The following is a 26,142-nucleotide window of genomic DNA, read 5'->3' as shown; positions in this document are numbered from 1 at the left end:
TTCTCTTCCTCTTTATAATTTATATCGCACTTGAATCCTTCAAGGTACGAACGCGCAGCAGTTATATCAGGCCAGCCATCCCCTTACAACACCCCTTAATAAGGGCAAGCCCGATCCGCCATCTAACTTAGCGAGACAAAAAAAGGCTGGCAAGCCCGAATTAGCCTGCCAGCCCTGTTTTTATTAGTGCATTTTGCGCGAGGTCACTATTTTGCAGTCACAACCTGCATGCCAGACGGTTCATTTTGCAGCGCCAGAGTCAGAACTTCCTCAATGCGCTTCACAGGATGAATGTCCAGATCGGCAATTACGTTGTCAGGAATCTCTTCCAGATCGCGTTTATTTTCGAACGGAATTAACACTGTTTTAATCCCGCCGCGATGCGCTGCCAGTAGTTTTTCTTTCAAACCACCGATCGGCAGTACCTGCCCACGCAGAGTGATCTCACCGGTCATTGCCACATCGGCACGAACCGGGTTACCGGTCAGGCAAGAAACCAGCGCGGTGCACATAGCAATACCGGCACTCGGACCATCTTTCGGCGTCGCACCTTCCGGTACGTGGACGTGGATGTCACGTTTTTCGTAAAAATCAGGGTTGATCCCCAGTTTTTCCGCACGCGCACGAACCACCGTTAACGCCGCCTGAATAGACTCCTGCATCACTTCGCCGAGCGAACCGGTATAGGTCAGTTTGCCTTTACCCGGAACACATGCGGTTTCAATGGTCAGCAAGTCACCGCCCACTTCAGTCCACGCCAGACCGGTTACCTGACCGACACGGTTTTCGTTATCCGCGCGTCCATAGTCAAAACGCTGAACACCGAGATAGTCATGCAGGTTATCGCCGTTAATTTCGATATGTTTTAATGACTTATCGAGCAGTAACTGCTTAACCGCTTTACGGCACAGTTTGGAGATTTCACGCTCCAGACCACGCACGCCCGCCTCACGGGTGTAGTAACGAATAATGCCGATAATGGCGCTATCGTCGACGGTCAGCTCACCTTTTTTCAGTGCATTACGTTCAATCTGCTTCGGCAGCAGGTGACGTTTGGCGATGTTCAGTTTTTCATCTTCGGTATAACCGGAGAGGCGAATCACTTCCATACGATCCAGCAGCGGTGCCGGAATGTTCATGGAGTTCGACGTCGCGACAAACATCACGTCGCTGAGATCGTAATCCACTTCCAGGTAGTGGTCGCTGAACGCTACGTTCTGCTCTGGATCCAGCACTTCAAGCAGTGCAGAGGCCGGATCGCCTCGCATGTCAGAAGACATTTTGTCGATCTCATCGAGCAGGAACAGCGGGTTTTTCACGCCCACTTTCGCCATTTTCTGGATCAGTTTACCCGGCATAGAACCGATGTAAGTACGGCGGTGACCACGGATTTCCGCTTCATCACGCACGCCGCCCAGCGCCATACGGACATATTTACGACCAGTGGCTTTGGCGATGGACTGACCCAGGGACGTTTTACCTACCCCCGGCGGCCCTACCAGGCAGAGGATCGGTCCCTTGATTTTGTTGACACGGCTTTGAACCGCAAGATACTCAAGGATTCGATCTTTCACGCGCTCCAGACCATAATGGTCGGTATCAAGGATTTCCTGCGCCTGACGCAGGTCTTTTTTGACCTTGCTGCGCGCATTCCACGGTACCTGTACCATCCAGTCGATATAACCACGCACTACGGTCGCTTCTGCCGACATCGGAGACATCATTTTCAGCTTCTGCAGCTCTGCTTCCGCTTTCTCTTTTGCCTCTTTCGGCATTTTCGCCGCGTCGATTTTGCGCTTCAGGGCTTCGTTTTCGTCCGGCGCGTCGTCCATTTCACCGAGTTCTTTCTGAATAGCTTTCATTTGCTCGTTCAGATAGTACTCACGCTGGGATTTCTCCATCTGCTTTTTAACGCGGTTGCGAATGCGTTTCTCAACCTGCAGCAGATCGATTTCCGATTCCATCATTGCCATCAGATATTCCAGACGTTCGTTAACGTCGGACATCTCCAGAACGGACTGTTTGTCAGCCAGTTTCAGCGGCATATGTGCAGCAATGGTATCCGCCAGACGCGCCGGATCGTCGATGCTATTCAGCGACGTCAGCACTTCTGGTGGGATTTTTTTGTTCAGCTTGATGTAGCCTTCGAACTGGCTGATTGCAGTACGCACCAGCACTTCCTGTTCTCGCTCATCAATGGTCGGCGACTCCAGATACTCCGCCTTCGCAGAAAAGTGTTCGCCATTGTCAGAGAGCGCAGAAATACGCGCGCGCTGTAACCCCTCGACCAGCACTTTGACGGTGCCGTCAGGCAGTTTCAGCATCTGCAATATAGAGGCCACGGTCCCGACGGTGAAAAGATCGTTTACACCCGGCTCATCCGTTGAAGCTTCTTTCTGCGCGACCAGCATAATTTTTTTATCATGGTCCATCGCCGCTTCCAGACAACGGATAGATTTTTCCCGCCCGACAAATAAGGGGATGACCATGTGCGGATAAACCACCACATCGCGCAGCGGCAATACGGGGATTTCAATGCGTTCAGAACGCTCAGGATTCATAGAGCTCTCTCTTAGTTTAATTTCCGCCAGGTAATCAGATGACACGACTGTGCTTCACGCCATCTATTAACATGTACGTCAGTATATGGGGATGTTTCCCCCACATTCAACGCCGAGAATAGAGGAAAAATTAAAGGGGAGATAAAATCCCCCCTTTTTGGTTAACTAATTGTATGGGAATGGTTAATTATTCACCAGATGCCTGTTGCGCTTCCGGCTTGCCATAAATCAGCAACGGTTTGCTTTGACCATCAATTACCGACTCGTCGATAACCACTTTTTCGACATCTTCCATGGACGGCAGATCGTACATGGTATCGAGCAGTGCGGCTTCTACGATGGAACGCAGGCCACGGGCACCGGTTTTACGCGCCATCGCTTTCTTAGCGATAGCATCCAGCGCCTCGTCACGGAATTCCAGATCCACGCCTTCCAGATTAAACAGCGCCTGATACTGCTTGGTCAGGGCGTTTTTCGGCTCTTTGAGGATCTGAATCAGAGCTTCTTCGCTCAGTTCATTCAACGTTGCGACAACCGGCAGACGACCAATAAACTCAGGGATAAGACCAAACTTGATCAGATCTTCCGGTTCAACCTGCGCCAGCAGCTCGCCTTCGCTTGCTTTGTCGGACTTCGCTTTTACCGTCGCGCCAAAACCAATGCCGGAGCCGGTTTCTACACGATGGGAAATCACTTTATCCAGACCGGCAAACGCACCGCCACAAATAAACAGGATCTTAGAGGTATCAACCTGCAAGAATTCCTGCTGCGGATGTTTACGCCCACCTTGCGGTGGAACAGCAGCTACCGTACCTTCGATCAGTTTCAACAGTGCCTGCTGTACGCCTTCACCGGAAACGTCACGGGTAATAGACGGGTTGTCTGACTTACGAGAAATCTTGTCGATTTCATCGATGTAGACAATCCCGCGCTGCGCTTTCTGTACGTCGTAATCGCACTTTTGCAACAGCTTCTGAATGATGTTTTCAACGTCTTCGCCCACATAACCGGCTTCGGTCAGCGTGGTTGCGTCGGCCATGGTGAACGGGACGTCCAGCAGGCGCGCCAGCGTTTCAGCCAGCAGCGTTTTACCGGAACCGGTCGGACCGATCAGCAGAATGTTACTTTTGCCCAACTCGACGCCATTGCTAGTATCGCCGTTGCGCAGACGTTTGTAGTGGTTGTATACCGCGACCGCCAGCACTTTTTTCGCCTGTTCCTGGCCGATAACGTAATCGTCCAGGTGGTTACGAATTTCATGCGGCGTCGGTAGCGCACTGCGTTCACGATGCGGTGCAACTTCTTTAATCTCTTCGCGAATGATGTCGTTACATAAATCAACACATTCGTCGCAGATATACACGGATGGACCGGCAATCAGCTTGCGCACTTCATGCTGGCTTTTGCCGCAAAAAGAGCAATACAGCAATTTGCCTGAGCCATCTTTGCGTTTATCTGTCATGGGTCAAAACCTCTTCTTTGTTCTTTGTGCCGCACACGACGACGCAAATGCCATTCTCAGGCGCAAGCCGCTTACAGCGTTGTGCCGCCCTGGATAAGTATAGCGGCACAGTTGCGCCTCTGGCATCAATTACGATGGGTCAGAATCGAATCGACCAGACCGTATTCCACCGCTTCAGGGGCGGAAAGGAAGCGATCGCGCTCGGTATCACGTTCAATCTGTTCTAATGATTGACCCGTATGAAGCGCCATAAGTTCATTCATACGCCCTTTAACTTTCAGAATTTCACGGGCATGAATTTCGATATCGGTCGCCTGGCCCTGGTAGCCGCCCAACGGTTGGTGAATCATCACGCGCGAATTCGGCAGGCAAAAACGTTTACCTTTTGCCCCTGCGGTCAGCAAGAAAGCGCCCATCGAGGCCGCCTGGCCCATACAGATGGTGCTGACATCAGGCTTGATAAACTGCATGGTGTCATAGATAGACATCCCGGCAGTGATCACCCCGCCTGGGGAGTTAATGTACAGATAGATATCTTTTTCTGGGTTTTCTGCTTCCAGGAACAGCATCTGCGCCACAATCAGGTTAGCCATGTGGTCTTCAACCTGGCCAGTCAGAAAAATGACGCGTTCCTTAAGTAGACGAGAATAGATATCAAAAGAGCGCTCACCACGTGAGGTCTGTTCAATGACCATCGGCACCAGCGCCATATGGGGTGCAAAGTTATCTCGTTCGCCGCTGTATGACATTTCCGTCTCCTGGATAAAATTGAAAAAACCTGCTGTACCGATTGTAACCTTATGGACGGATTATCAGCTAGTCCCTGTGTTATGGGTACGGCATCACCATATTTCAAGCATAACAATCTTTTGTTGTTACGCTAACACCGAAAGAGGCTTTTCGCACGGTTCCATGCAAAATTCATGACAAAAAAAGCCCACCACCTGGCGGTGACGGGCCTTTGTGCGAATTTAGCGCGTTATGCTGCGTAAATTACGCCTGCTGGTTCATCAGCTCGTTGAAAGTGGTTTCTTTTTCAGTCACTTTCGCTTTCGCCAGTACAGCTTCAACAGCCTGTTCTTCCAGAGCAACATTGCGCATGTTGTCCATCAGTTCTTTGTTTTTGCTGTAGAACTCGATAACTTCTTTCGGATCTTCGTACGCAGAAGCCATCTCTTCGATCAGGCCTTTCACGCGCTCTTCGTCAGCTTTCAGCTCGTTGGTGCGGATAACTTCGCCCAGCAGCAGGCCAACAACTACGCGGCGTTTAGCCTGTTCTTCGAACAGTTCGCGCGGCAGTTCCAGAGCTTGTTTTTCGTTGCCACCGAAACGCTGTGCAGCCTGACGACGCAGAACGTCGATTTCGCTGTCGATCAGCGCAGCCGGTACGTCGATGTCGTTAGCTTTTACCAGACCTTCGATCGCCTGAGACTTAACGCGGTTACGGATGGCGCTCTTCAGCTCGCGCTCCATGTTTTTACGCACTTCAGCGCGCAGACCTTCTACGGAACCATCTTCAACGCCGAAACGTTTGATGAATTCTGCAGTCAGTTCCGGCAGTTCACGCTCTTCAACTTTCTTCAGGTTGATAGCGAATTTCGCTGCTTTACCTTTCAGGTTTTCTGCGTGGTATTCTTCCGGGAAGGTCACGTCGATGGTGAACTCTTCGCCAGCTTTGTGGCCTTTGATACCGTCTTCAAAGCCCGGGATCATACGACCCTGGCCCATCGCCAGTACGAAATCAGACGCTTTACCGCCTTCGAACTCTTCGCCGTCTACAGAACCGGTGAAGTCGATGGTTACGCGGTCTTCTGCTTCAACAGCGCCGTCTTTTTCTTTCCAGGTCGCCTGCTGTTTACGCAGAGTATCCAGCATGCCGTCAACGTCAGCGTCGGTCACTTCAACGATCGGTTTTTCAACTTCGATCGCTTCCAGACCCTGCAGTTCAACTTCCGGATAAACTTCAAACTCTACAGAGTAGGTGAAGTCTTCACCCAGCTTGTATTCGCCCGGAACATAAGTCGGTGCGCCAGCCGGATTGATTTTTTCTTTAATGATGGCGTCAATGAAGTTACGGCTCATCAGGTCACCCAGAACGTCCTGGCGTACAGACGCGCCATAACGCTGAGCAACGATATTCATTGGCACTTTGCCTTTGCGGAAGCCGTCAATACGTACTTTTTTCGCAACGTTGACCAGCTCGCTTTTAACAGCGGTCTCGATGCTGTCAGCAGCGATAGTAATCGTTACACGGCGGCCAAGGCCTTGAGTGGTTTCAACTGAAACTTGCATCTTGTTACCTCAAAAAATCACAGTGCTCGGTCAACTCTTACCCCGCAAGCACAGGTTGTTGGCTTCGCGGAACCGGGATGTTCTTATAATCAATCACATTCCCTGTTACCAGAATCATCCCGAAAGCATTCAAATAGGACGCGGCATTATAGCGGCATCACTTTTATGAGTCGAGAACGGTTATTGCGCGCTGTCGCGTATTTTTTCACAATTCCCGGGCAATTTTCGTCTGAATGCTGGGCAAAAAGCGCAAAATCCAGACAAAACAAAACGGCCCGCAGGCCGTTTTTCATAAAATCTTTAGCAACATACTGGAAAAGCGCCGACAGTTGCAAATGCGTTTTTACGCGATGCTTCCTGCTCCACGACAGGGAGGAGAGGCAAAGACGGTGTCCTGCAACCCTTCCCACTCCTTAATAGTGTAAGTATGCAGAGCCAGCGCATGAACGGTAGTAGAGAGTTCCTCCGCTAAAGTACTGTAAATCATTCGATGACGATTCAGAAAACGTTCACCCGTAAAACGATCGCTGACCAGCACAACTTTAAAATGGCTTTCAGAGCCGGCTGGGACATTGTGACGATAGCTTTCATCCACTACTTCGAGGAATACGGGTTGGAACGCCGCCCTTAATTTTTCTTCTATCCGCTCACGTATCATCATGAAATATCTCCTCCGACAACGCTGAGATGTCATCCATCCCTTTAAATACTAGCCGCTTTTACCGTTTCCATTGCAGCTTAACAACAAATATTTAGGTTTCGTCCTGGTTTTTCCGTCAAGCGTATGAAGTTTACTGATTTAAAGATTGAAACACAGGCCTCGCATCAGCGTTTCTTTTACCAGGGGCGATTATTTCGTCAACATGATGAATTTACATGCCTTACCTACTTCCCCTCGCCGTTGGCAATGTTATGATGGCGGGAATTTTTACCAAACACGCTTAAGAGTCTCTGAGAGCCCGAACATGTTCAAAAAAATCCTCTTCCCGTTAGTTGCTCTGTTTATGCTTGCAGGATGCGCAAAACCGCCAACAACTATTGAAGTTTCCCCGACGATTACACTGCCACAGCAGGATCCAAGCCTGATGGGCGTCACCGTAAGCATTAATGGTGCCGATCAGCGTACCGATCAGGCGCTGGCAAAAGTCACCCGCGATAATCAAATCGTTACCCTGACCGCCTCCCGCGATCTGCGTTTCCTGCTGCAAGAAGTGCTGGAAAAACAGATGACCGCGCGTGGTTACATGGTTGGTCCGAATGGCCCGGTTAATCTGCAAATCATCGTTAGCCAACTGTATGCTGACGTGTCCCAGGGCAACGTGCGCTACAACATCGCTACCAAAGCGGATATCGCCATCATCGCTACCGCGCAGAATGGCAACAAAATGACCAAAAACTATCGTGCCAGCTACAACGTTGAAGGTGCGTTCCAGGCCTCTAACAAAAATATCGCCGATGCGGTTAACAGTGTGCTGACCGATACCATCGCTGATATGTCTCAGGACACCAGCATTCACGAGTTCATCAAGCAGAACGCGCGTTAATTTCTGCCCTCTGGCCCGGTGCAAGCCGGGCCTGTAGACGCCCATGTCCAGTCAATATTTACGTATTTTTCAACAGCCGCGTTCAGCCATATTGCTGATCCTGGGTTTTGCTTCCGGGCTACCGCTCGCCCTGACATCCGGCACCTTACAGGCCTGGATGACGGTCGAGAATATCGATCTCAAAACCATTGGTTTCTTCTCTCTGGTAGGCCAGGCTTACGTTTTTAAATTCCTCTGGTCACCGCTGATGGACCGCTACACGCCCCCATTTTTTGGGCGGCGGCGCGGTTGGCTGCTCGCCACGCAAATCCTGTTATTAGTCGCCATTGCGGCGATGGGTTTTCTCGAACCAGGCACCCAACTCCGCTGGATGGCGGCGCTGGCGGTGGTGATCGCTTTTTGCTCTGCCTCCCAGGATATTGTCTTCGATGCGTGGAAAACCGATGTGCTCCCGGCAGAAGAACGTGGTGCGGGCGCGGCAATCAGCGTTCTGGGTTACCGTTTAGGGATGCTGGTTTCCGGCGGCCTAGCCCTGTGGCTGGCAGATAAATGGCTGGGCTGGCAGGGCATGTACTGGTTGATGGCGGCGCTGTTGATCCCCTGTATTATCGCGACGTTGCTTGCACCAGAACCAACCGACACCATTCCTGTGCCAAAAACGCTGGAACAAGCGGTTGTTGCACCTCTGCGAGATTTCTTTGGTCGCAATAATGCCTGGCTTATTTTGCTTCTTATCGTGCTGTATAAGCTGGGCGACGCATTCGCCATGAGCCTGACAACCACGTTTTTGATTCGCGGCGTCGGGTTTGATGCGGGTGAAGTAGGCGTGGTAAACAAAACGCTTGGCTTACTAGCGACCATTGTTGGCGCATTGTACGGTGGGATTTTGATGCAGCGCCTGTCTCTGTTCCGGGCACTGCTGATTTTCGGCATTTTACAAGGTGCGTCTAACGCTGGTTACTGGCTGCTGTCGATTACTGATAAGCATCTCTACAGCATGGGCGCAGCCGTCTTTTTCGAAAACCTCTGTGGCGGGATGGGCACATCAGCCTTTGTCGCGCTGTTAATGACGCTATGTAATAAGTCATTTTCCGCTACTCAATTTGCCCTGCTCTCAGCACTTTCTGCTGTAGGGCGAGTTTATGTCGGCCCCGTGGCGGGTTGGTTTGTTGAAGCACACGGCTGGTCGACATTCTATCTATTCTCCGTCGCCGCTGCCGTACCAGGGCTTATTTTGCTGCTGGTTTGCCGCCAGACGCTTGAATATACACGAGTAAATGACAACTTTATCTCCCGTACCGCATATCCGGCAGGTTATGCCTTTGCCATGTGGACACTGGCGGCGGGCGTCAGCCTGTTGGCCGTGTGGTTACTGCTGTTGACGATGGACGCGCTGGATTTGACGCACTTCTCTTTCCTGCCTGCTCTGCTGGAAGTCGGGGTTTTAGTCGCCCTTTCTGGCGTCGTGCTTGGTGGTTTGCTGGATTATCTGGCGCTACGAAAAACGCATCTGACGTAATCTGTAAATATTATTTAGCTGTAGTAATCACTCGCCGTAATTATTACGGCTAAATAAACATCAGCATCGCTTATTAATATTTGTTCTTTTGTGCGGCTTAGCGTTTGGAAATTATTGGCGCCATTTATAAATTCTATTTTTCTTACACGATTCAGCTAATGAGTCTTTATTTTCTCACCACCCAGTTGTCACTCCAATGATAATTATTTGTTAAATAATTGTTTTATTTCGCATTGGTTATACCAATTGCCCGTCCAGACTCCTTCTGCACTCCCCTTTTGTTATAACGCCCTTTTGCAACAGCTTCTTAAAATCAACCTGATATGTTTTGCAACATATGTGACCTGACAGCCAAATCCAAGTAACAGGAATTTAATCATGTTTACAGTAATGTAACCTTCCCGTAAAATGCCCACACACTTTAAACGCCACCAGATCCCGTGGAATTGAGGTCGTTAAATGAGACTCAGGAAATACAATAAAAGTTTGGGATGGTTGTCATTATTTGCAGGCACTGTATTGCTCAGTGGCTGTAATTCTGCGCTGTTAGATCCCAAAGGACAGATTGGTCTGGAGCAACGTTCACTGATACTGACGGCATTTGGCCTGATGTTGATTGTCGTTATTCCCGCAATCTTGATGGCTGTTGGTTTCGCCTGGAAGTACCGTGCGAGCAATAAAGATGCTAAGTACAGCCCGAACTGGTCACACTCCAATAAAGTGGAAGCTGTGGTCTGGACGGTACCTATCTTAATCATCATCTTCCTTGCGGTACTGACCTGGAAAACCACTCACGCTCTTGAGCCTAGCAAGCCGCTGGCACACGACGAGAAGCCCATTACCATCGAAGTGGTTTCCATGGACTGGAAATGGTTCTTCATCTACCCGGAACAGGGCATTGCTACCGTGAATGAAATCGCTTTCCCGGCGAACACTCCGGTGTACTTCAAAGTGACCTCCAACTCCGTGATGAACTCCTTCTTCATTCCGCGTCTGGGTAGCCAGATTTATGCCATGGCCGGTATGCAGACTCGCCTGCATCTGATCGCCAACGAACCCGGCACTTATGACGGTATCTCCGCCAGCTACAGCGGCCCGGGCTTCTCAGGCATGAAGTTCAAAGCTATTGCAACACCGGATCGCGCCGCATTCGACCAGTGGGTCGCAAAAGCGAAGCAGTCGCCGAACACCATGTCTGACATGGCTGCGTTCGAAAAACTGGCCGCGCCTAGCGAATACAACCAGGTGGAATATTTCTCCAACGTGAAACCAGACTTGTTTGCTGATGTGATTAACAAGTTTATGGCTCACGGTAAGAGCATGGACATGACCCAGCCAGAAGGTGAGCACAGTGCACACGAAGGTATGGAAGGCATGGACATGAGCCACGCGGAATCCGCCCATTAAAGGGGTTGAGGAAGAATAAAGATGTTCGGAAAATTATCACTTGATGCAGTCCCGTTCCATGAACCTATCGTCATGGTTACGATCGCTGGCATTATTTTGGGAGGTCTGGCGCTCGTTGGCCTGATCACTTACTTCGGTAAGTGGACCTACCTGTGGAAAGAGTGGCTGACCTCCGTCGACCATAAACGCCTCGGTATCATGTATATCATCGTGGCGATTGTGATGTTGCTGCGTGGTTTTGCTGACGCCATTATGATGCGTAGCCAGCAGGCTCTTGCCTCGGCGGGTGAAGCGGGCTTCCTGCCACCTCACCACTATGATCAGATCTTCACCGCGCACGGCGTGATTATGATCTTCTTCGTGGCGATGCCTTTCGTTATCGGTCTGATGAACCTGGTGGTTCCGCTGCAGATCGGCGCGCGTGACGTTGCGTTCCCGTTCCTCAACAACTTAAGCTTCTGGTTTACCGTTGTTGGTGTGATTCTGGTTAACGTTTCTCTCGGCGTGGGCGAATTTGCGCAGACCGGCTGGCTGGCCTATCCACCGCTATCGGGAATAGAGTACAGTCCGGGAGTCGGTGTCGATTACTGGATATGGAGTCTCCAGCTATCCGGTATAGGTACGACGCTTACCGGTATCAACTTCTTCGTTACCATTCTGAAGATGCGCGCACCGGGCATGACCATGTTCAAGATGCCAGTATTTACCTGGGCATCACTGTGCGCGAACGTACTGATTATTGCTTCCTTCCCAATTCTGACGGTTACCGTCGCGTTGTTGACCCTGGATCGCTATCTGGGCACCCATTTCTTTACCAACGATATGGGTGGCAACATGATGATGTATATCAACCTGATTTGGGCCTGGGGCCACCCGGAAGTTTACATCCTGATCCTGCCTGTTTTCGGTGTGTTCTCCGAAATTGCGGCAACCTTCTCGCGTAAACGTCTGTTTGGTTATACCTCGCTGGTATGGGCAACCGTCTGTATCACCGTGCTGTCGTTCATCGTTTGGCTGCACCACTTCTTTACGATGGGTGCAGGCGCGAACGTAAACGCCTTCTTTGGTATCACCACGATGATTATCGCCATCCCGACCGGGGTGAAGATCTTCAACTGGCTGTTCACCATGTATCAGGGCCGCATCGTGTTCCATTCGGCGATGCTGTGGACCATCGGTTTTATCGTCACCTTCTCGGTGGGCGGTATGACTGGCGTGCTGCTGGCAGTACCGGGCGCGGACTTCGTTCTGCATAACAGCCTGTTCCTGATTGCGCACTTCCATAACGTTATCATCGGCGGCGTAGTCTTCGGCTGCTTCGCAGGGATGACCTACTGGTGGCCTAAAGCGTTCGGTTTCAAACTGAACGAAACCTGGGGTAAACGCGCGTTCTGGTTCTGGATCATCGGCTTCTTCGTTGCCTTTATGCCACTGTACGCGCTGGGCTTCATGGGCATGACCCGTCGTTTGAGCCAGCAGATTGACCCGCAGTTCCACACCATGCTGATGATTGCAGCCAGCGGTGCAGTAATGATTGCGCTGGGTATTCTCTGCCTCGTTATTCAGATGTACGTTTCTATTCGCGACCGCGACCAGAACCGTGACCTGACTGGCGACCCGTGGGGTGGCCGTACGCTGGAGTGGGCAACCTCTTCCCCGCCTCCGTTCTATAACTTTGCCGTTGTGCCGCACGTTCACGAGCGTGATGCATTCTGGGAAATGAAAGAGAAAGGCGAAGCGTATAAAAAGCCTGACCACTATGAAGAAATTCATATGCCGAAAAACAGCGGTGCAGGTATCGTCATTGCAGCTTTCTCCACCATCTTCGGTTTCGCCATGATATGGCATATCTGGTGGCTGGCGATTGTTGGCTTCGCAGGCATGATCATCACCTGGATCGTGAAAAGCTTCGACGAGGACGTGGATTACTACGTGCCGGTGGCAGAAATCGAAAAACTGGAAAACCAGCATTTCGATGAGATTACTAAGGCAGGGCTGAAAAATGGCAACTGATACTTTGACGCACGCGACTGCCCACGCGCACGAACACGGGCACCACGATGCAGGCGGAACCAAAATCTTCGGATTTTGGATCTACCTGATGAGCGACTGCATTCTGTTCTCTATCTTGTTTGCTACCTATGCCGTTCTGGTGAACGGCACCGCAGGCGGCCCGACAGGTAAGGACATTTTCGAACTGCCGTTCGTTCTGGTTGAAACTTTCTTGCTGTTGTTCAGCTCCATCACCTACGGCATGGCGGCTATCGCCATGTACAAAAACAACAAAAGCCAGGTTATCTCCTGGCTGGCGTTGACCTGGTTGTTTGGCGCCGGATTTATCGGGATGGAAATCTATGAATTCCATCACCTGATTGTTAACGGCATGGGCCCGGATCGCAGCGGCTTCCTGTCAGCGTTCTTTGCGCTGGTCGGCACGCACGGTCTGCACGTCACTTCCGGTCTTATCTGGATGGCGGTGCTGATGGTACAAATCGCTCGTCGCGGCCTGACCAGCACTAACCGTACCCGCATCATGTGCCTGAGCCTGTTCTGGCACTTCCTGGATGTGGTTTGGATCTGTGTGTTCACTGTTGTTTATCTGATGGGGGCGATGTAATGAGTCATTCTACCGATCACAGCGGCGCGTCCCATGGCAGCGTAAAAACCTACATGACAGGCTTTATCCTGTCGATCATTCTGACGGTGATTCCGTTCTGGATGGTGATGACAGGGGCTGCCTCTCCGGCCGTAATTCTGGGAACAATCCTGGCAATGGCAGTAGTACAGGTTCTGGTGCATCTGGTGTGCTTCCTGCACATGAATACCAAATCAGATGAAGGCTGGAACATGACGGCGTTTGTCTTCACCGTGCTAATCATCGCTATCCTGGTTGTAGGCTCCATCTGGATTATGTGGAACCTCAACTACAACATGATGATGCACTAAGAGCGGCGGTTATGATGTTTAAGCAATACCTGCAAGTAACGAAACCAGGCATCATCTTTGGCAACCTGATCTCGGTGATTGGGGGATTCCTGCTGGCCTCAAAGGGCAGCATTGATTATCCCCTGTTTATCTACACGCTGGTTGGGGTGTCACTGGTTGTGGCGTCGGGTTGTGTGTTTAACAACTACATCGACAGGGATATCGACAGAAAGATGGAAAGGACGAAGAATCGGGTGCTGGTTAAAGGCCTGATCTCTCCTGCTGTCTCGCTGGTGTACGCCACCTTGCTGGGTATTGCTGGCTTTATGCTGCTGTGGTTTGGCGCGAATCCGCTGGCCTGCTGGCTGGGGGTGATGGGCTTTGTGGTTTATGTCGGCGTTTATAGCCTGTACATGAAACGCCACTCAGTCTACGGCACATTGATTGGTTCGCTCTCCGGCGCTGCGCCGCCGGTGATTGGCTACTGTGCAGTAACCGGCGAGTTCGATAGCGGCGCAGCGATCCTGCTGGCTATCTTCAGCCTGTGGCAGATGCCTCACTCCTATGCCATCGCCATTTTCCGCTTTAAGGATTACCAGGCGGCAAACATTCCGGTATTGCCAGTGGTAAAAGGCATTTCGGTGGCGAAGAATCACATCACGCTGTATATCATCGCCTTTGCCGTTGCCACGCTGATGCTCTCTCTTGGCGGTTACGCTGGATATAAATATCTGGTGGTCGCCGCGGCGGTGAGCGTCTGGTGGTTAGGTATGGCCCTGCGCGGTTATAAAGTTGCTGATGACAGAATCTGGGCGCGCAAGCTGTTCGGCTTCTCTATCATCGCCATCACTGCCCTCTCGGTGATGATGTCCGTTGATTTTATGGTGCCGGACTCGCATACGCTGCTGGCTGCTGTGTGGTAACACAACCTCTCTATTAAAAAGGTGCTACGGCACCTTTTTTCTTAGCATTAGAAACATATCCCTCTCGAAATATTTACTAAAAAATCCGCATGTTTACCCCATTCGTTTGCCGCTTTACACTAGTCGCGAATTTAAAACAGAGGTGGTAATGAACGATTATAAAATGACACCAGGTGAGCGGCGCGCGACCTGGGGTTTAGGGACCGTATTCTCGTTGCGCATGCTGGGCATGTTCATGGTTCTGCCGGTTCTGACCACGTACGGCATGGCTCTGCAAGGTGCCAGCGAAGCATTAATCGGTATTGCCATTGGTATTTATGGTCTGACTCAGGCCGTTTTTCAGATTCCGTTTGGCCTGCTTTCCGACCGCATTGGTCGCAAACCATTAATTGTCGGTGGGCTGGCAGTGTTTGCCGCCGGTAGCGTTATCGCTGCGCTTTCTGACTCCATCTGGGGAATTATTCTGGGCCGGGCGCTACAAGGCTCCGGTGCGATTGCCGCTGCCGTTATGGCGCTGCTTTCCGATCTCACGCGCGAACAAAACCGCACCAAAGCAATGGCGTTTATCGGCGTGAGCTTTGGCATTACCTTTGCCATTGCGATGGTGCTTGGCCCGATCATCACTCACAAACTTGGGCTGCACGCGCTGTTCTGGATGATCGCTATTCTGGCAACAACCGGCATTGCGTTGACCATTTGGGTTGTACCCAACAGTAGCACTCACGTACTTAATCGTGAGTCCGGAATGGTGAAAGGCAGTTTCAGTAAAGTGCTGGCGGAACCGCGGCTGCTAAAACTCAACTTTGGCATTATGTGTCTGCATATTTTGTTAATGTCGACGTTTGTTGCCCTGCCAGGGCAACTGGCTGATGCGGGGTTCCCGGCGGCTGAACACTGGAAGGTCTATCTGGCGACAATGCTAATCGCCTTTGGCTCGGTCGTGCCTTTCATTATCTACGCTGAAGTTAAGCGCAAAATGAAGCAAGTCTTTGTCTTCTGCGTCGGGTTGATCGTGGTTGCGGAAATTGTGTTGTGGAACGCGCAAACGCAGTTCTGGCAACTGGTGGTCGGCGTGCAGCTTTTCTTTGTGGCGTTTAATTTGATGGAAGCCCTCCTGCCCTCACTTATCAGTAAAGAGTCGCCAGCAGGTTACAAAGGTACGGCGATGGGTGTTTACTCCACCAGCCAGTTTCTTGGCGTGGCGATTGGCGGTTCGCTGGGCGGCTGGATTGACGGCATGTTTGACGGCCAAGGCGTATTTCTCGCTGGCGCAATGCTGGCCGCAGTGTGGCTGGCAGTCGCCAGTACCATGAAAGAACCGCCGTATGTCAGCAGCTTACGCATTGAAATCCCGGCGGACATTGCCGCAAACGAGGCGTTAAAAGTGCGTTTGCTGGAAACTGCGGGTGTCAAAGAAGTGTTGATTGCAGAAGAAGAACATTCAGCTTATGTGAAAATCGACAGCAAAGTGACGAATCGCTTTGAGGTTGAGCAGGCAATTCGCCAGGCGTAAAAAAACAGGCGAAATTGCCTGCTGTGCTACGTTTATCAGGCCTACAAAGTTCCTGAATTACAAACCTTTGTAGGCCGAACCAGGCGTTCATGCCGCATCTGACATGAACAAAGCGCAGGTTGTCGCGATTAATCGCGGAAGTTTTTGAACTGGAACGGCTGACCCAGATCGCCACCGCGCACCATCGCCATGACAGCCTGCAAATCATCACGAGATTTGCCCGTCACACGGATCTCATCGCCCTGAATTTGCGCCTGCACTTTCAGTTTGCTGTCTTTGATCATCTTGACGATTTTTTTCTGAGTGGCGCTCTCAATGCCCTGTTTCAGTTTCGCTTCCACAAACCAGGTTTTACCGCTATGAACGATATTTTCCGGTACATCCAGTGAACTGCCTTCAATGCCGCGCTTCAGCAGCTTGGCACGCAAAATATCCAGCAACTGATTGACCTGGAAGTCGGACTCGCTCAACACTTTGATGGTTTTGCTGGCGTCGTTCAGCTCAAATGAGGCTTCAACGTTACGGAAGTCAAAACGGGACTCCACTTCGCGGCTCGCGTTATCGACCGCGTTACGTGCTTCCTGAAGATCAACTTCAGAGACAATATCGAAAGATGGCATCTTTTCCTCTCCCTTCATTTTTGATGCGAAGCATAATACCTGCAAAGTTAAATAACCAACAGTCCTGCACCAGGACGTATCCCTTAATTGTGCATAGTCGCAACAGCATGCACAATTAAGGGATAGCCTTATTGAACACCCGGAGTGGTTGCGGGTGAGGAGGAACAATGAAAATTACCGTATTGGGATGCGGTGCCTTAGGGCAATTATGGCTTACAGCACTTTGTAAACAGGGTCACGAAGTTCAGGGCTGGCTGCGCGTACCGCAACCTTATTGTAGTGTGAATCTGGTTGAGACTGATGGTTCGATATTTAACGAATCGCTGACCGCCAACGATCCCGATTTTCTTGCCACCAGCGATCTGCTCCTGGTGACGCTGAAAGCATGGCAGGTTTCCGATGCCGTCAAAAGCCTCGCGTCCACACTGCCTGTAACCACGCCAATACTGTTAATTCACAACGGCATGGGCACCATCGAAGAGTTGCAAAACATTCAGCAGCCATTACTGATGGGCACCACCACCCATGCCGCCCGCCGCGACGGCAATGTCATTATTCATGTGGCAAACGGTATCACGCATATTGGCCCGGCACGGCAACAGGACGGTGATTACAGCTATCTGGCGGATATTTTGCAGACAGTGTTGCCTGACGTCGCCTGGCATAACAATATTCGCGCCGAGCTGTGGCGCAAGCTGGCAGTCAACTGTGTGATTAATCCACTGACCGCCATCTTCAATTGCCCGAACGGTGAATTACGTCATCATCCGCAAGAAATTATGCAGATATGCGAAGAAGTCGCGGCGGTGATCGAACGCGAAGGGCATCATACTTCAGCAGAAGATTTGCGTGATTACGTGATGCAGGTGATTGATGCCACAGCGGAAAATATCTCGTCGATGTTGCAGGATATCCGCGCGCTGCGCCACACCGAAATCGACTATATCAATGGTTTTCTCTTACGCCGCGCCCGCGCGCATGGGATTGCCGTACCGGAAAACACCCGCCTGTTTGAAATGGTAAAAAGAAAGGAGAGTGAATATGAGCGCATCGGCACTGGTTTGCCTCGCCCCTGGTAGTGAAGAGACTGAAGCCGTCACCACGATCGACCTCATGGTTCGCGGCGGTATCAAAGTCACCACTGCCAGCGTAGCCAGCGATGGCAACCTGGCAATTACCTGCTCGCGCGGCGTGAAGCTGCTGGCGGATGCGCCGCTGGTCGAAGTGGCTGATGGCGAATATGACGTGATCGTACTGCCTGGTGGCATTAAAGGCGCGGAGTGTTTTCGCGATAGTACCCTGCTGGTTGAAACCGTTAAACAGTTCCACCGTTCCGGGCGTATCGTCGCGGCTATTTGCGCCGCGCCAGCCACCGTGCTGGTGCCGCACGATATCTTTCCGATTGGCAATATGACCGGCTTCCCGACGCTGAAAGACAAAATTCCCGCTGAACAATGGCAGGACAAGCGCGTCGTCTGGGATGCACGGGTAAAATTGCTGACCAGCCAGGGGCCGGGTACAGCTATCGACTTTGGTCTGAAAATTATCGACCTGCTGGTTGGGCGCGAGAAAGCCCATGAAGTGGCATCACAACTGGTGATGGCGGCAGGGATTTATAATTATTACGAGTAGTGTCGGATGCGGCAAACGTCGCATCTGACCAGATGCGACGTAAAAACCACAAATTACGGGCGATATACCTTCACATTGTTAAAGCCCTGCTCGCGCAGATAGAGCGCCTGCAGACGGCTCATCACCCCGCGCTCACACCACAGCAGCCAGGTTTTGTTCTGGTCGAGATCGCCAAATTTGGTGCTCAGTTTATAGAACGGCAGAGAAACCACATCAATCCCTTCGACTTTCAGTGGCTTATCTTCCTGTTCATCGACAGAACGGATATCGAGGATCACGTCGTTCGGGCCAAAGCCATTGACGGTTTCCACTTCCACCACTTCCTGCTCGGTCTGCTGGGCGATTTCGCGGATATCAACGTTATTCGCTTCCTCAACCACTTTATCGAGAATACTGAAGTCGAACTTCTCTTCTTCCGCTTCAATCTTCGACTTAACCGCTTTCACCGTCGGGCTTTTGGAGATAACACCGCAATATTCCGGCATCGTGCGAGCAAAGTCTTCGGTGCCAATCTGGCGAGCCAGGTTGATGATGTGCTCTTTGTCGTAAGAGATCAGCGGACGCAGGATCAGCGTATCAGAGACGTTATCAATCAGGCGCAGGTTGGTCAGCGTCTGACTGGACACCTGGCCGAGCGCTTCGCCGGTGACCAGCGCCTGTACGCCGTAACGTTCAGCCACTTTAGACGCGGCACGCACCATCATACGTTTGAGGATAACGCCCATCTGACCGTCGTCGATTTTCTCGAGAATTTCCCCGACGACCGGCTCGAAATTAATAGCGACAAAACGCACGCGGTGGGAGCTGCCAAAGCGGTTCCACAGATAATGTGCCACCTGACGCACGCCAATTTCATGCGCTGCGCCGCCGAGGTTAAAGAAGCAGTAATGCACGCGGCAGCCGCGACGCATCAACATATAACTGGAAACACCGGAGTCGAAACCACCGGAAATGAGCGACAGCACATCTTCCTGGGTGCCGATCGGGAAACCGCCAATACCTTCGTAGCGGCCTTTAATCAGCAGGAGACGATCGTCTTCCACTTCCAGATGGACAGTCACATCCGGATTGGTCAGCTTCACGCGCGCGGATTCAATATGCTGATTTAAACCGCCGCCGACGTAACGTTCCACATCAATCGAGCTAAAATCATGTTTGCCACGGCGCTTCACGCGTACGCAGAAGGTTTTGCCTTCCAGCTGATCGCGATACTGAACCAACGCTTTCTCGAAAATATCGTGCATGTCGGTAAACGGCACGTCTTCGACTTCGAGAATATGGTGGATACCAGGAATACGGGTCAGGGCGTCGCGAATAGTCAGACGCTGGTTTTCATCTTTCGCGCGAACTTCGATGTTATCCCAGTGGCGGACGACAGCGAGCGTTTCATCATAGTGCTTTAAAACGTTACGAATGTTCCCGGTAAGGATTTTTATAAAGCGCAAGCGCACAGATTGGCTTTTGATGGTGATTTCCGGGAACAATTTAATGATAAACTTCATGGCGGCAATGGTTCGTTGGCAAGCCTTAAGCGACTTGTATAGGGAAAAATACAGCAGCCCACACCTGCGGCTGCATCCAGGCGCGGAAGTATACCACTAACATCGCTTTGCTGCGCACATCACCTTACCATTGCGCGTTATTTGCTATTTGCCCTGAGTCCGTTACCATGACGGGGCGAAAAATATTGAGAGTCAGACATTCATTATGCCGAAGAAAAATGAGGCGCCCGCCAGCTTTGAAAAGGCGCTGAGCGAGCTGGAACAGATTGTAACCCGTCTGGAAAGTGGCGACCTGCCGCTGGAAGAGGCGCTGAACGAGTTCGAACGCGGCGTGCAGCTGGCACGTCAGGGGCAGGCCAAATTACAACAAGCCGAACAGCGCGTACAAATTCTGCTGTCTGACAATGAAGACGCCTCTCTAACCCCTTTTACACCGGACAATGAGTAATGGACTTTCCGCAGCAACTCGAAGCCTGCGTTAAGCAGGCCAACCAGGCGCTGAGCCGTTTTATCGCCCCACTGCCCTTTCAGAACACTCCCGTGGTCGAAACCATGCAGTATGGCGCATTATTAGGTGGTAAGCGCCTGCGACCTTTCCTGGTTTATGCCACCGGTCATATGTTCGGCGTTAGCACAAACACGCTGGACGCACCCGCTGCCGCCGTAGAGTGTATCCACGCTTACTCATTAATTCATGATGATTTACCGGCGATGGATGATGACGATCTGCGTCGCGGCTTGCCGACCTGCCATGTGAAGTTTGGCGAAGCGAACGCGATTCTCGCTGGCGATGCTTTACAAACGCTGGCGTTCTCGATTCTAAGCGATGCCGATATGCCGGAAGTGTCGGATCGCGACAGAATTTCGATGATTTCTGAACTGGCGAGCGCCAGCGGTATTGCCGGAATGTGCGGTGGTCAGGCATTAGATTTAGACGCGGAAGGCAAACACGTACCTCTGGACGCGCTTGAGCGTATACATCGTCATAAAACTGGCGCATTGATTCGCGCCGCCGTTCGCCTTGGTGCATTAAGCGCCGGAGATAAAGGGCGTCGTGCTCTGCCAGTACTCGACAAGTACGCAGAGAGCATCGGCCTTGCCTTCCAGGTTCAGGATGACATCCTGGATGTGGTAGGAGATACTGCAACGTTGGGAAAACGCCAGGGTGCCGACCAGCAACTTGGTAAAAGTACCTACCCTGCACTTCTGGGTCTTGAGCAAGCCCGGAAGAAAGCCCGGGATCTGATCGACGATGCCCGCCAGTCGCTGAAAAAACTGGCTGAACAGTCACTCGATACCTCGGCACTGGAAGCGCTAGCGGACTACATCATCCAGCGTAATAAATAAACAATAAGTATTAATAGGCCCCTGATGAGTTTTGATATTGCCAAATACCCGACCCTGGCACTGGTCGACTCCACCCAGGAGTTACGACTGTTGCCGAAAGAGAGTTTACCGAAACTCTGCGACGAACTGCGCCGCTATTTACTCGACAGCGTGAGCCGTTCCAGCGGGCACTTCGCCTCCGGGCTGGGCACGGTCGAACTGACCGTGGCGCTGCACTACGTCTATAACACTCCGTTTGACCAATTGATTTGGGATGTGGGGCATCAGGCTTATCCGCATAAAATTTTGACCGGACGCCGCGACAAAATCGGCACCATCCGTCAGAAAGGTGGTCTGCACCCGTTCCCGTGGCGCGGCGAAAGCGAATATGACGTATTAAGCGTCGGGCATTCATCAACCTCCATCAGTGCCGGAATTGGTATTGCGGTTGCTGCCGAGAAAGAAGGCAAAAATCGCCGCACCGTCTGTGTGATTGGCGATGGCGCGATTACCGCAGGCATGGCGTTTGAAGCGATGAATCACGCGGGCGATATCCGTCCTGATATGCTGGTGGTCCTCAACGACAACGAAATGTCGATTTCCGAAAATGTCGGCGCGCTTAACAACCATCTGGCGCAGCTGCTTTCCGGTAAGCTTTACTCTTCACTGCGCGAAGGCGGGAAAAAAGTTTTCTCTGGCGTGCCACCCATTAAAGAGCTGCTCAAACGTACCGAAGAACATATTAAAGGCATGGTAGTACCTGGCACGTTGTTTGAAGAGCTGGGCTTTAACTACATCGGCCCGGTTGACGGTCACGATGTGCTGGGGCTTATCACCACGCTTAAGAACATGCGCGACCTGAAAGGCCCGCAGTTCCTGCATATCATGACCAAAAAAGGTCGTGGTTATGAACCGGCAGAAAAAGACCCAATCACTTTCCACGCCGTGCCTAAATTTGATCCCTCCAGCGGTTGTTTGCCGAAAAGTAGCGGTGGTTTGCCGAGCTATTCAAAAATCTTTGGCGACTGGTTGTGCGAAACGGCAGCGAAAGATAACAAGCTGATGGCGATTACTCCGGCGATGCGTGAAGGTTCCGGCATGGTCGAGTTTTCACGTAAATTCCCGGATCGCTACTTCGATGTGGCAATTGCCGAGCAACACGCGGTGACCTTTGCCGCCGGTCTGGCGATTGGTGGGTACAAACCCATTGTCGCGATTTACTCCACTTTCCTGCAACGCGCCTATGATCAGGTGTTGCATGACGTGGCGATTCAAAAGCTTCCGGTCCTGTTCGCCATCGACCGTGCGGGCATTGTTGGTGCTGACGGTCAAACCCATCAGGGCGCTTTTGATCTCTCTTACCTGCGCTGCATACCGGAAATGGTCATTATGACTCCGAGCGATGAAAACGAATGTCGCCTGATGCTCTATACCGGCTATCACTATAACGATGGCCCGTCCGCGGTGCGCTACCCGCGCGGCAACGCGGTTGGCGTGGAACTGACGCCGCTGGAAAAACTACCAATTGGCAAAAGCATTGTGAAGCGTCGTGGCGAGAAACTGGCGATCCTTAACTTTGGTACGCTGATGCCAGAAGCGGCGAAAGTCGCCGAATCGCTGAACGCTACGCTGGTCGATATGCGTTTTGTGAAACCGCTTGATGAAGCGTTAATTCTGGAAATGGCCGCCAGCCATGAAGCGCTGGTCACCGTAGAAGAAAACGCCATTATGGGCGGCGCAGGTAGCGGAGTGAACGAAGTGCTGATGGCCCATCGTAAACCAGTACCCGTGCTGAACATTGGTCTGCCGGACTTCTTTATTCCGCAAGGAACTCAGGAAGAAATGCGCGCCGAACTCGGCCTCGATGCCGCCGGTATGGAAGCCAAAATCAAGGCCTGGCTGGCATAATCCCTACTCCACTCCTGCTATGCTTAAGAAATTATTCATGGCAGGAGTGGCAGCATGCAATACAACCCCTTAGGAAAAACTGACCTTCGCGTTTCCCGACTTTGCCTCGGCTGTATGACCTTTGGCGAGCCAGATCGCGGTAATCACGCATGGACACTGCCGGAAGAGAGCAGCCGTCCCATAATTAAACGCGCGCTGGAAGGCGGCATAAATTTCTTTGATACCGCCAACAGTTATTCTGACGGCAGCAGCGAAGAGATCGTCGGTCGCGCACTGCGGGACTTCGCCCGTCGTGAAGACGTGGTCGTTGCGACCAAAGTGTTCCATCGCGTTGGTGATTTACCGGAAGGATTATCCCGTGCGCAAATTTTGCGCTCTATCGACGACAGCCTGCGACGTCTCGGCATGGATTATGTCGATATCCTGCAAATTCATCGCTGGGATTACAACACGCCGATCGAAGAGACGCTGGAAGCCCTCAACGACGTGGTAAAAGCCGGGAAAGCGCGTTATATCGGCGCGTCATCCATGCACGCTTCGCAGTTTGCTCAGGCACTGGAACTACAAAAACAGCACGGCTGGGCGCAGTTTGTCAGTATGCAGGATCACTACAATCTGATTTATCGCGAAGAAGAGCGCGAGATGCTGCCGCTGTGTTATCAGGAAGGCGTGGCGGTCATTCCGTGGAGTCCGCTGGCGCGGGGGCGACTGACGCGTCCGTGGGGAGAAACCACCGCACGGCTGGTGTCTGATGAGGTGGGGAAAAATCTCTATAAAGAAAGCGATGAAAATGACGCGCAGATCGCAGAGCGGTTAACGGGCGTCAGTGAAGAACTCGGTGCAACACGAGCACAAGTTGCGCTGGCCTGGTTGTTGAGTAAACCGGGCATTGCCGCACCGATTATCGGTACATCGCGGGAAGAACAGCTTGATGAGCTGCTGAACGCGGTGGATATCACGTTGAAGCCGGAACAGATTGCTGAACTGGAAACGCCGTATAAACCGCATCCGGTCGTAGGATTTAAGTAAATTTCGCTTTTCACCCATTTTATCTGCTGAATTCCCCATCGTCTGCGATGATGGGGACAAGGTACGTCCCATCACCTTCTGTAACCATAATCCACCTCTGCAAGAGAAATTCTTCGTGAATGAGTTTGCAGCTATTCATCGTCTTCATCCCTTTGAGCGATTTTTGATAGTTTCTCCAAGTAATATCCCCTAAAACTGTCTTATTTAGTCAACGTAAGAGGATTACAATCATGATGAAAACCATCACCAAACAACCGATCCTGTTTACTGATGTACCGGTTGCAGATTTAAGAAACTCAATGAAGCAAGATTTAAATCAAAATCTTATTGAAAGGCTATGGAACAAAATTCGTGATTTTTTTCTGGACAGTGATAAACAAAAGGCATTTAAATCGATTCATAAATACATCAATACATTGTCAGTTCTAAATTATAATTCAGCGTTAAATCCAGATCCCAATTTTAATATAGATGCATCGTCAGATTTAGACTCATATTTAAACCTGAAATTTGATAACCTCTCGCCCAAACAAAAGCAGACCACGCTTTGTTGTTTCTGGAATAAAATTGCATCCTCATTGCCAGAGCCATACAACAGCACCATCAAACATAACATTATTTTTTATAAAGTCGGAGAAAATCTGATGATGCGTGGAACTATCTCTATTGTTAACGAGGTAGTAAAGACTTATTCACTCCCAATAGAAAAGGATGACAATGGATATTACGATTTCAGCGGTCTATATCTAGCACACAGCAATATTTCCGGTAAAGATCCCAATAAAGATCCCGATATAGATTTCGGTATAGATCTGGGAAACTGTAACTGCTCAAATGTCAACTTCGAACATACTTATTTTGATAGCGTCAAGTTTACAAATACGAATTGTACAAATGCGAATTTTAACAGTTGTAGATTTATCAAATGCGATCTAACAAATATGAATTGCACTGGCGCAATTCTTGATAATGCGGTGATATATGGTAAAGAAAAAGAACCTGAGATGCAATATCCAGAAGCAGATCAAATAATACAAAGGATAACTTATCAGAAATCACATGGGAATGAAACGAAAGGGATGATTCTAACTAACTGCTCCTGTGTTAAAACCACTTTTAATTGGGCAGATTTATCAGAAAGTGATTGCCAATATGTGGACTTTAGCGAGGCTAATCTTTCAAACACTATTCTTCCTGACATCGTCAGGATGAAAGGCACGAAACTTTACCGTACCGACCTTTTTAATCCGATATTAAAAACAGAAGCAGAATCAACAGAAGAAAAAGACATTAGCCCATTAGCAAAAATTATTCTTGACTATATTGAATCAGATAAAAACCCTGAGTCATTAAACTTTGAAGAAAAATCAACAGTTATTAAAATAAAACAAGATATCTATAATTTTATTTTCTACAATCAGCATTTAAAGAAAATATTCAATCGCGCAATGAATCTTCAAGGAAAAATAAGCAGGAAAAAGTATAATGAATTTTTTAAATATATACAAGCAGAAGCCAAACAATATTTCAAAGACCAGTATAAACTAACAAAAAATGATTATTTGAAGAAAGTACCTTTAACTGCACAATTAATTGCAAAATACAAAATGGATGATCAATTGGACCAACTTTTGGTTACCCGTGAAATTCAAGATGAAATAAAATCAAAGATTCAAGACAAAATAGATGAACTTTCTAAAAATTTATTCAACACTATGACCGAAACCATTGAGAATAATTTTGATGATATTTTTCGTCAACAGTCAGAGAATATGAGCAATTATTATGAGTTCATCGACTGACGATATTTCAGTGTCATTGAATTATGAGTGACAAAGATACACCTTGAAATATCGCCGCATAGTATATTCGGCGATGTCGGGTTTTACTTTAACAGAGTGCCCCAAAATTGGGGCACTGTTCATTTATAAATCAAACCGGGTGGTCTGGAATCGCCTACACCTCCCGGTCAATGGCAT

The 26,142-nt window shown here is 50.4% G+C and carries 22 protein-coding genes; 15 read left to right on the top strand and 7 right to left on the bottom strand.

Features of this window, described 5'->3' with window-relative positions; all coding sequences use genetic code 11:
• Positions 1 to 206: 206 nt before the first annotated feature.
• The 5 genes from lon to bolA all read right to left on the bottom strand — a co-directional run bounded on the left by lon (position 207) and on the right by bolA (position 6,976).
• Complete coding sequence (lon, locus tag HUZ68_RS05685) at positions 207 to 2,561, bottom strand: endopeptidase La (protein ID WP_001295325.1); 2,355 nt, start codon at positions 2,559 to 2,561, stop codon at positions 207 to 209.
• A gap of 187 nt (positions 2,562 to 2,748) precedes the next feature.
• On the bottom strand, positions 2,749 to 4,023 hold the full coding sequence (clpX, locus tag HUZ68_RS05680; RefSeq protein ID WP_000130305.1) for an ATP-dependent protease ATP-binding subunit ClpX: 1,275 nt from the start codon (positions 4,021 to 4,023) through the stop codon (positions 2,749 to 2,751).
• Between the two features lie 125 nt (positions 4,024 to 4,148).
• Complete coding sequence (gene clpP / locus HUZ68_RS05675) at positions 4,149 to 4,772, bottom strand: ATP-dependent Clp endopeptidase proteolytic subunit ClpP (RefSeq protein WP_000122253.1); 624 nt, start codon at positions 4,770 to 4,772, stop codon at positions 4,149 to 4,151.
• A 244-nt stretch (positions 4,773 to 5,016) separates the two neighbouring features.
• Positions 5,017 to 6,315, bottom strand: coding sequence for a trigger factor (tig, locus tag HUZ68_RS05670; RefSeq protein ID WP_001198386.1), 1,299 nt, complete (start codon positions 6,313 to 6,315; stop codon positions 5,017 to 5,019).
• A 343-nt stretch (positions 6,316 to 6,658) separates the two neighbouring features.
• Positions 6,659 to 6,976: a transcriptional regulator BolA gene (bolA, locus tag HUZ68_RS05665; protein ID WP_000973448.1), complete on the bottom strand. Its 318-nt coding sequence runs from the start codon at positions 6,974 to 6,976 to the stop codon at positions 6,659 to 6,661.
• 304 nt (positions 6,977 to 7,280) lie between these two features.
• Here bolA and HUZ68_RS05660 point away from each other — a divergent pair, with 304 nt between their 5' ends.
• The 8 genes from HUZ68_RS05660 (at position 7,281) to HUZ68_RS05625 (ending at position 16,146) form a co-directional block, all read left to right on the top strand.
• Positions 7,281 to 7,859 (top strand): lipoprotein, encoded by a 579-nt coding sequence (locus HUZ68_RS05660; protein ID WP_001295326.1) that lies wholly within the window; start codon positions 7,281 to 7,283, stop codon positions 7,857 to 7,859.
• A gap of 43 nt (positions 7,860 to 7,902) precedes the next feature.
• On the top strand, positions 7,903 to 9,378 hold the full coding sequence (gene ampG / locus HUZ68_RS05655) for a muropeptide MFS transporter AmpG (protein WP_000098429.1): 1,476 nt from the start codon (positions 7,903 to 7,905) through the stop codon (positions 9,376 to 9,378).
• 459 nt (positions 9,379 to 9,837) lie between these two features.
• Positions 9,838 to 10,785, top strand: coding sequence for a cytochrome o ubiquinol oxidase subunit II (cyoA, locus tag HUZ68_RS05650; RefSeq protein WP_001239436.1), 948 nt, complete (start codon positions 9,838 to 9,840; stop codon positions 10,783 to 10,785).
• Between the two features lie 21 nt (positions 10,786 to 10,806).
• Complete coding sequence (cyoB, locus tag HUZ68_RS05645; protein ID WP_033814861.1) at positions 10,807 to 12,798, top strand: cytochrome o ubiquinol oxidase subunit I; 1,992 nt, start codon at positions 10,807 to 10,809, stop codon at positions 12,796 to 12,798.
• Positions 12,788 to 13,402, top strand: a complete 615-nt coding sequence (locus tag HUZ68_RS05640) for a cytochrome o ubiquinol oxidase subunit III (protein ID WP_000179819.1) — start codon at positions 12,788 to 12,790, stop codon at positions 13,400 to 13,402. The genes cyoB and HUZ68_RS05640 overlap by 11 nt, the downstream gene beginning before the upstream one ends.
• The gene (locus HUZ68_RS05635) at positions 13,402 to 13,731 is read left to right on the top strand and encodes a cytochrome o ubiquinol oxidase subunit IV (protein ID WP_000019869.1); all 330 of its coding nucleotides are present in this window, start codon (positions 13,402 to 13,404) and stop codon (positions 13,729 to 13,731) included. The genes HUZ68_RS05640 and HUZ68_RS05635 overlap by 1 nt, the downstream gene beginning before the upstream one ends.
• 11 nt (positions 13,732 to 13,742) lie before the next feature.
• Positions 13,743 to 14,633, top strand: a complete 891-nt coding sequence (gene cyoE / locus HUZ68_RS05630; protein ID WP_000971336.1) for a heme o synthase — start codon at positions 13,743 to 13,745, stop codon at positions 14,631 to 14,633.
• A gap of 148 nt (positions 14,634 to 14,781) precedes the next feature.
• Positions 14,782 to 16,146, top strand: coding sequence for an MFS transporter (locus HUZ68_RS05625; RefSeq protein WP_001000953.1), 1,365 nt, complete (start codon positions 14,782 to 14,784; stop codon positions 16,144 to 16,146).
• A 128-nt stretch (positions 16,147 to 16,274) separates the two neighbouring features.
• On the opposite strand, the gene yajQ is transcribed toward HUZ68_RS05625, so the two are convergent.
• The gene (gene yajQ / locus HUZ68_RS05620; protein ID WP_001138904.1) at positions 16,275 to 16,766 is read right to left on the bottom strand and encodes a nucleotide binding protein YajQ; all 492 of its coding nucleotides are present in this window, start codon (positions 16,764 to 16,766) and stop codon (positions 16,275 to 16,277) included.
• A gap of 167 nt (positions 16,767 to 16,933) precedes the next feature.
• Here yajQ and panE point away from each other — a divergent pair, with 167 nt between their 5' ends.
• Positions 16,934 to 17,845, top strand: coding sequence for a 2-dehydropantoate 2-reductase (panE, locus tag HUZ68_RS05615; protein ID WP_000705862.1), 912 nt, complete (start codon positions 16,934 to 16,936; stop codon positions 17,843 to 17,845).
• Positions 17,808 to 18,398 carry a protein deglycase YajL gene (gene yajL, locus HUZ68_RS05610; protein ID WP_001276334.1) on the top strand — a complete coding sequence of 197 codons (591 nt, stop codon included), beginning with the start codon at positions 17,808 to 17,810 and terminating at the stop codon, positions 18,396 to 18,398. The genes panE and yajL overlap by 38 nt, the downstream gene beginning before the upstream one ends.
• Before the next feature lie 53 nt (positions 18,399 to 18,451).
• On the opposite strand, the gene thiI is transcribed toward yajL, so the two are convergent.
• A complete protein-coding gene (gene thiI / locus HUZ68_RS05605) occupies positions 18,452 to 19,900 on the bottom strand; it encodes a tRNA uracil 4-sulfurtransferase ThiI (protein ID WP_000668704.1) in 1,449 nt (482 codons plus the stop codon).
• Positions 19,901 to 20,105: 205 nt separating this feature from the next.
• Between thiI and xseB the strand changes: the two genes are divergently transcribed.
• The 5 genes from xseB to espY3 all read left to right on the top strand — a co-directional run bounded on the left by xseB (position 20,106) and on the right by espY3 (position 25,965).
• Positions 20,106 to 20,348 (top strand): exodeoxyribonuclease VII small subunit, encoded by a 243-nt coding sequence (xseB, locus tag HUZ68_RS05600; RefSeq protein ID WP_001124935.1) that lies wholly within the window; start codon positions 20,106 to 20,108, stop codon positions 20,346 to 20,348.
• On the top strand, positions 20,348 to 21,247 hold the full coding sequence (gene ispA / locus HUZ68_RS05595; protein ID WP_021577079.1) for a (2E,6E)-farnesyl diphosphate synthase: 900 nt from the start codon (positions 20,348 to 20,350) through the stop codon (positions 21,245 to 21,247). The genes xseB and ispA overlap by 1 nt, the downstream gene beginning before the upstream one ends.
• A 24-nt stretch (positions 21,248 to 21,271) precedes the next feature.
• Entirely contained in the window at positions 21,272 to 23,134 is a 1,863-nt protein-coding gene (dxs, locus tag HUZ68_RS05590; RefSeq protein WP_033814860.1) for a 1-deoxy-D-xylulose-5-phosphate synthase, read from the top strand.
• Between the two features lie 54 nt (positions 23,135 to 23,188).
• Positions 23,189 to 24,163, top strand: a complete 975-nt coding sequence (yajO, locus tag HUZ68_RS05585; RefSeq protein ID WP_001199800.1) for a 1-deoxyxylulose-5-phosphate synthase YajO — start codon at positions 23,189 to 23,191, stop codon at positions 24,161 to 24,163.
• Between the two features lie 230 nt (positions 24,164 to 24,393).
• A complete protein-coding gene (gene espY3 / locus HUZ68_RS05580; protein ID WP_239594064.1) occupies positions 24,394 to 25,965 on the top strand; it encodes a T3SS effector pentapeptide repeat protein EspY3 in 1,572 nt (523 codons plus the stop codon).
• Positions 25,966 to 26,142: the final 177 nt, after the last annotated feature.

The organism is Shigella dysenteriae, from assembly GCF_022354085.1.
Taxonomy (GTDB): domain Bacteria; phylum Pseudomonadota; class Gammaproteobacteria; order Enterobacterales; family Enterobacteriaceae; genus Escherichia; species Escherichia coli.
This window is presented reverse-complemented; position numbering and strand designations above follow the sequence as displayed.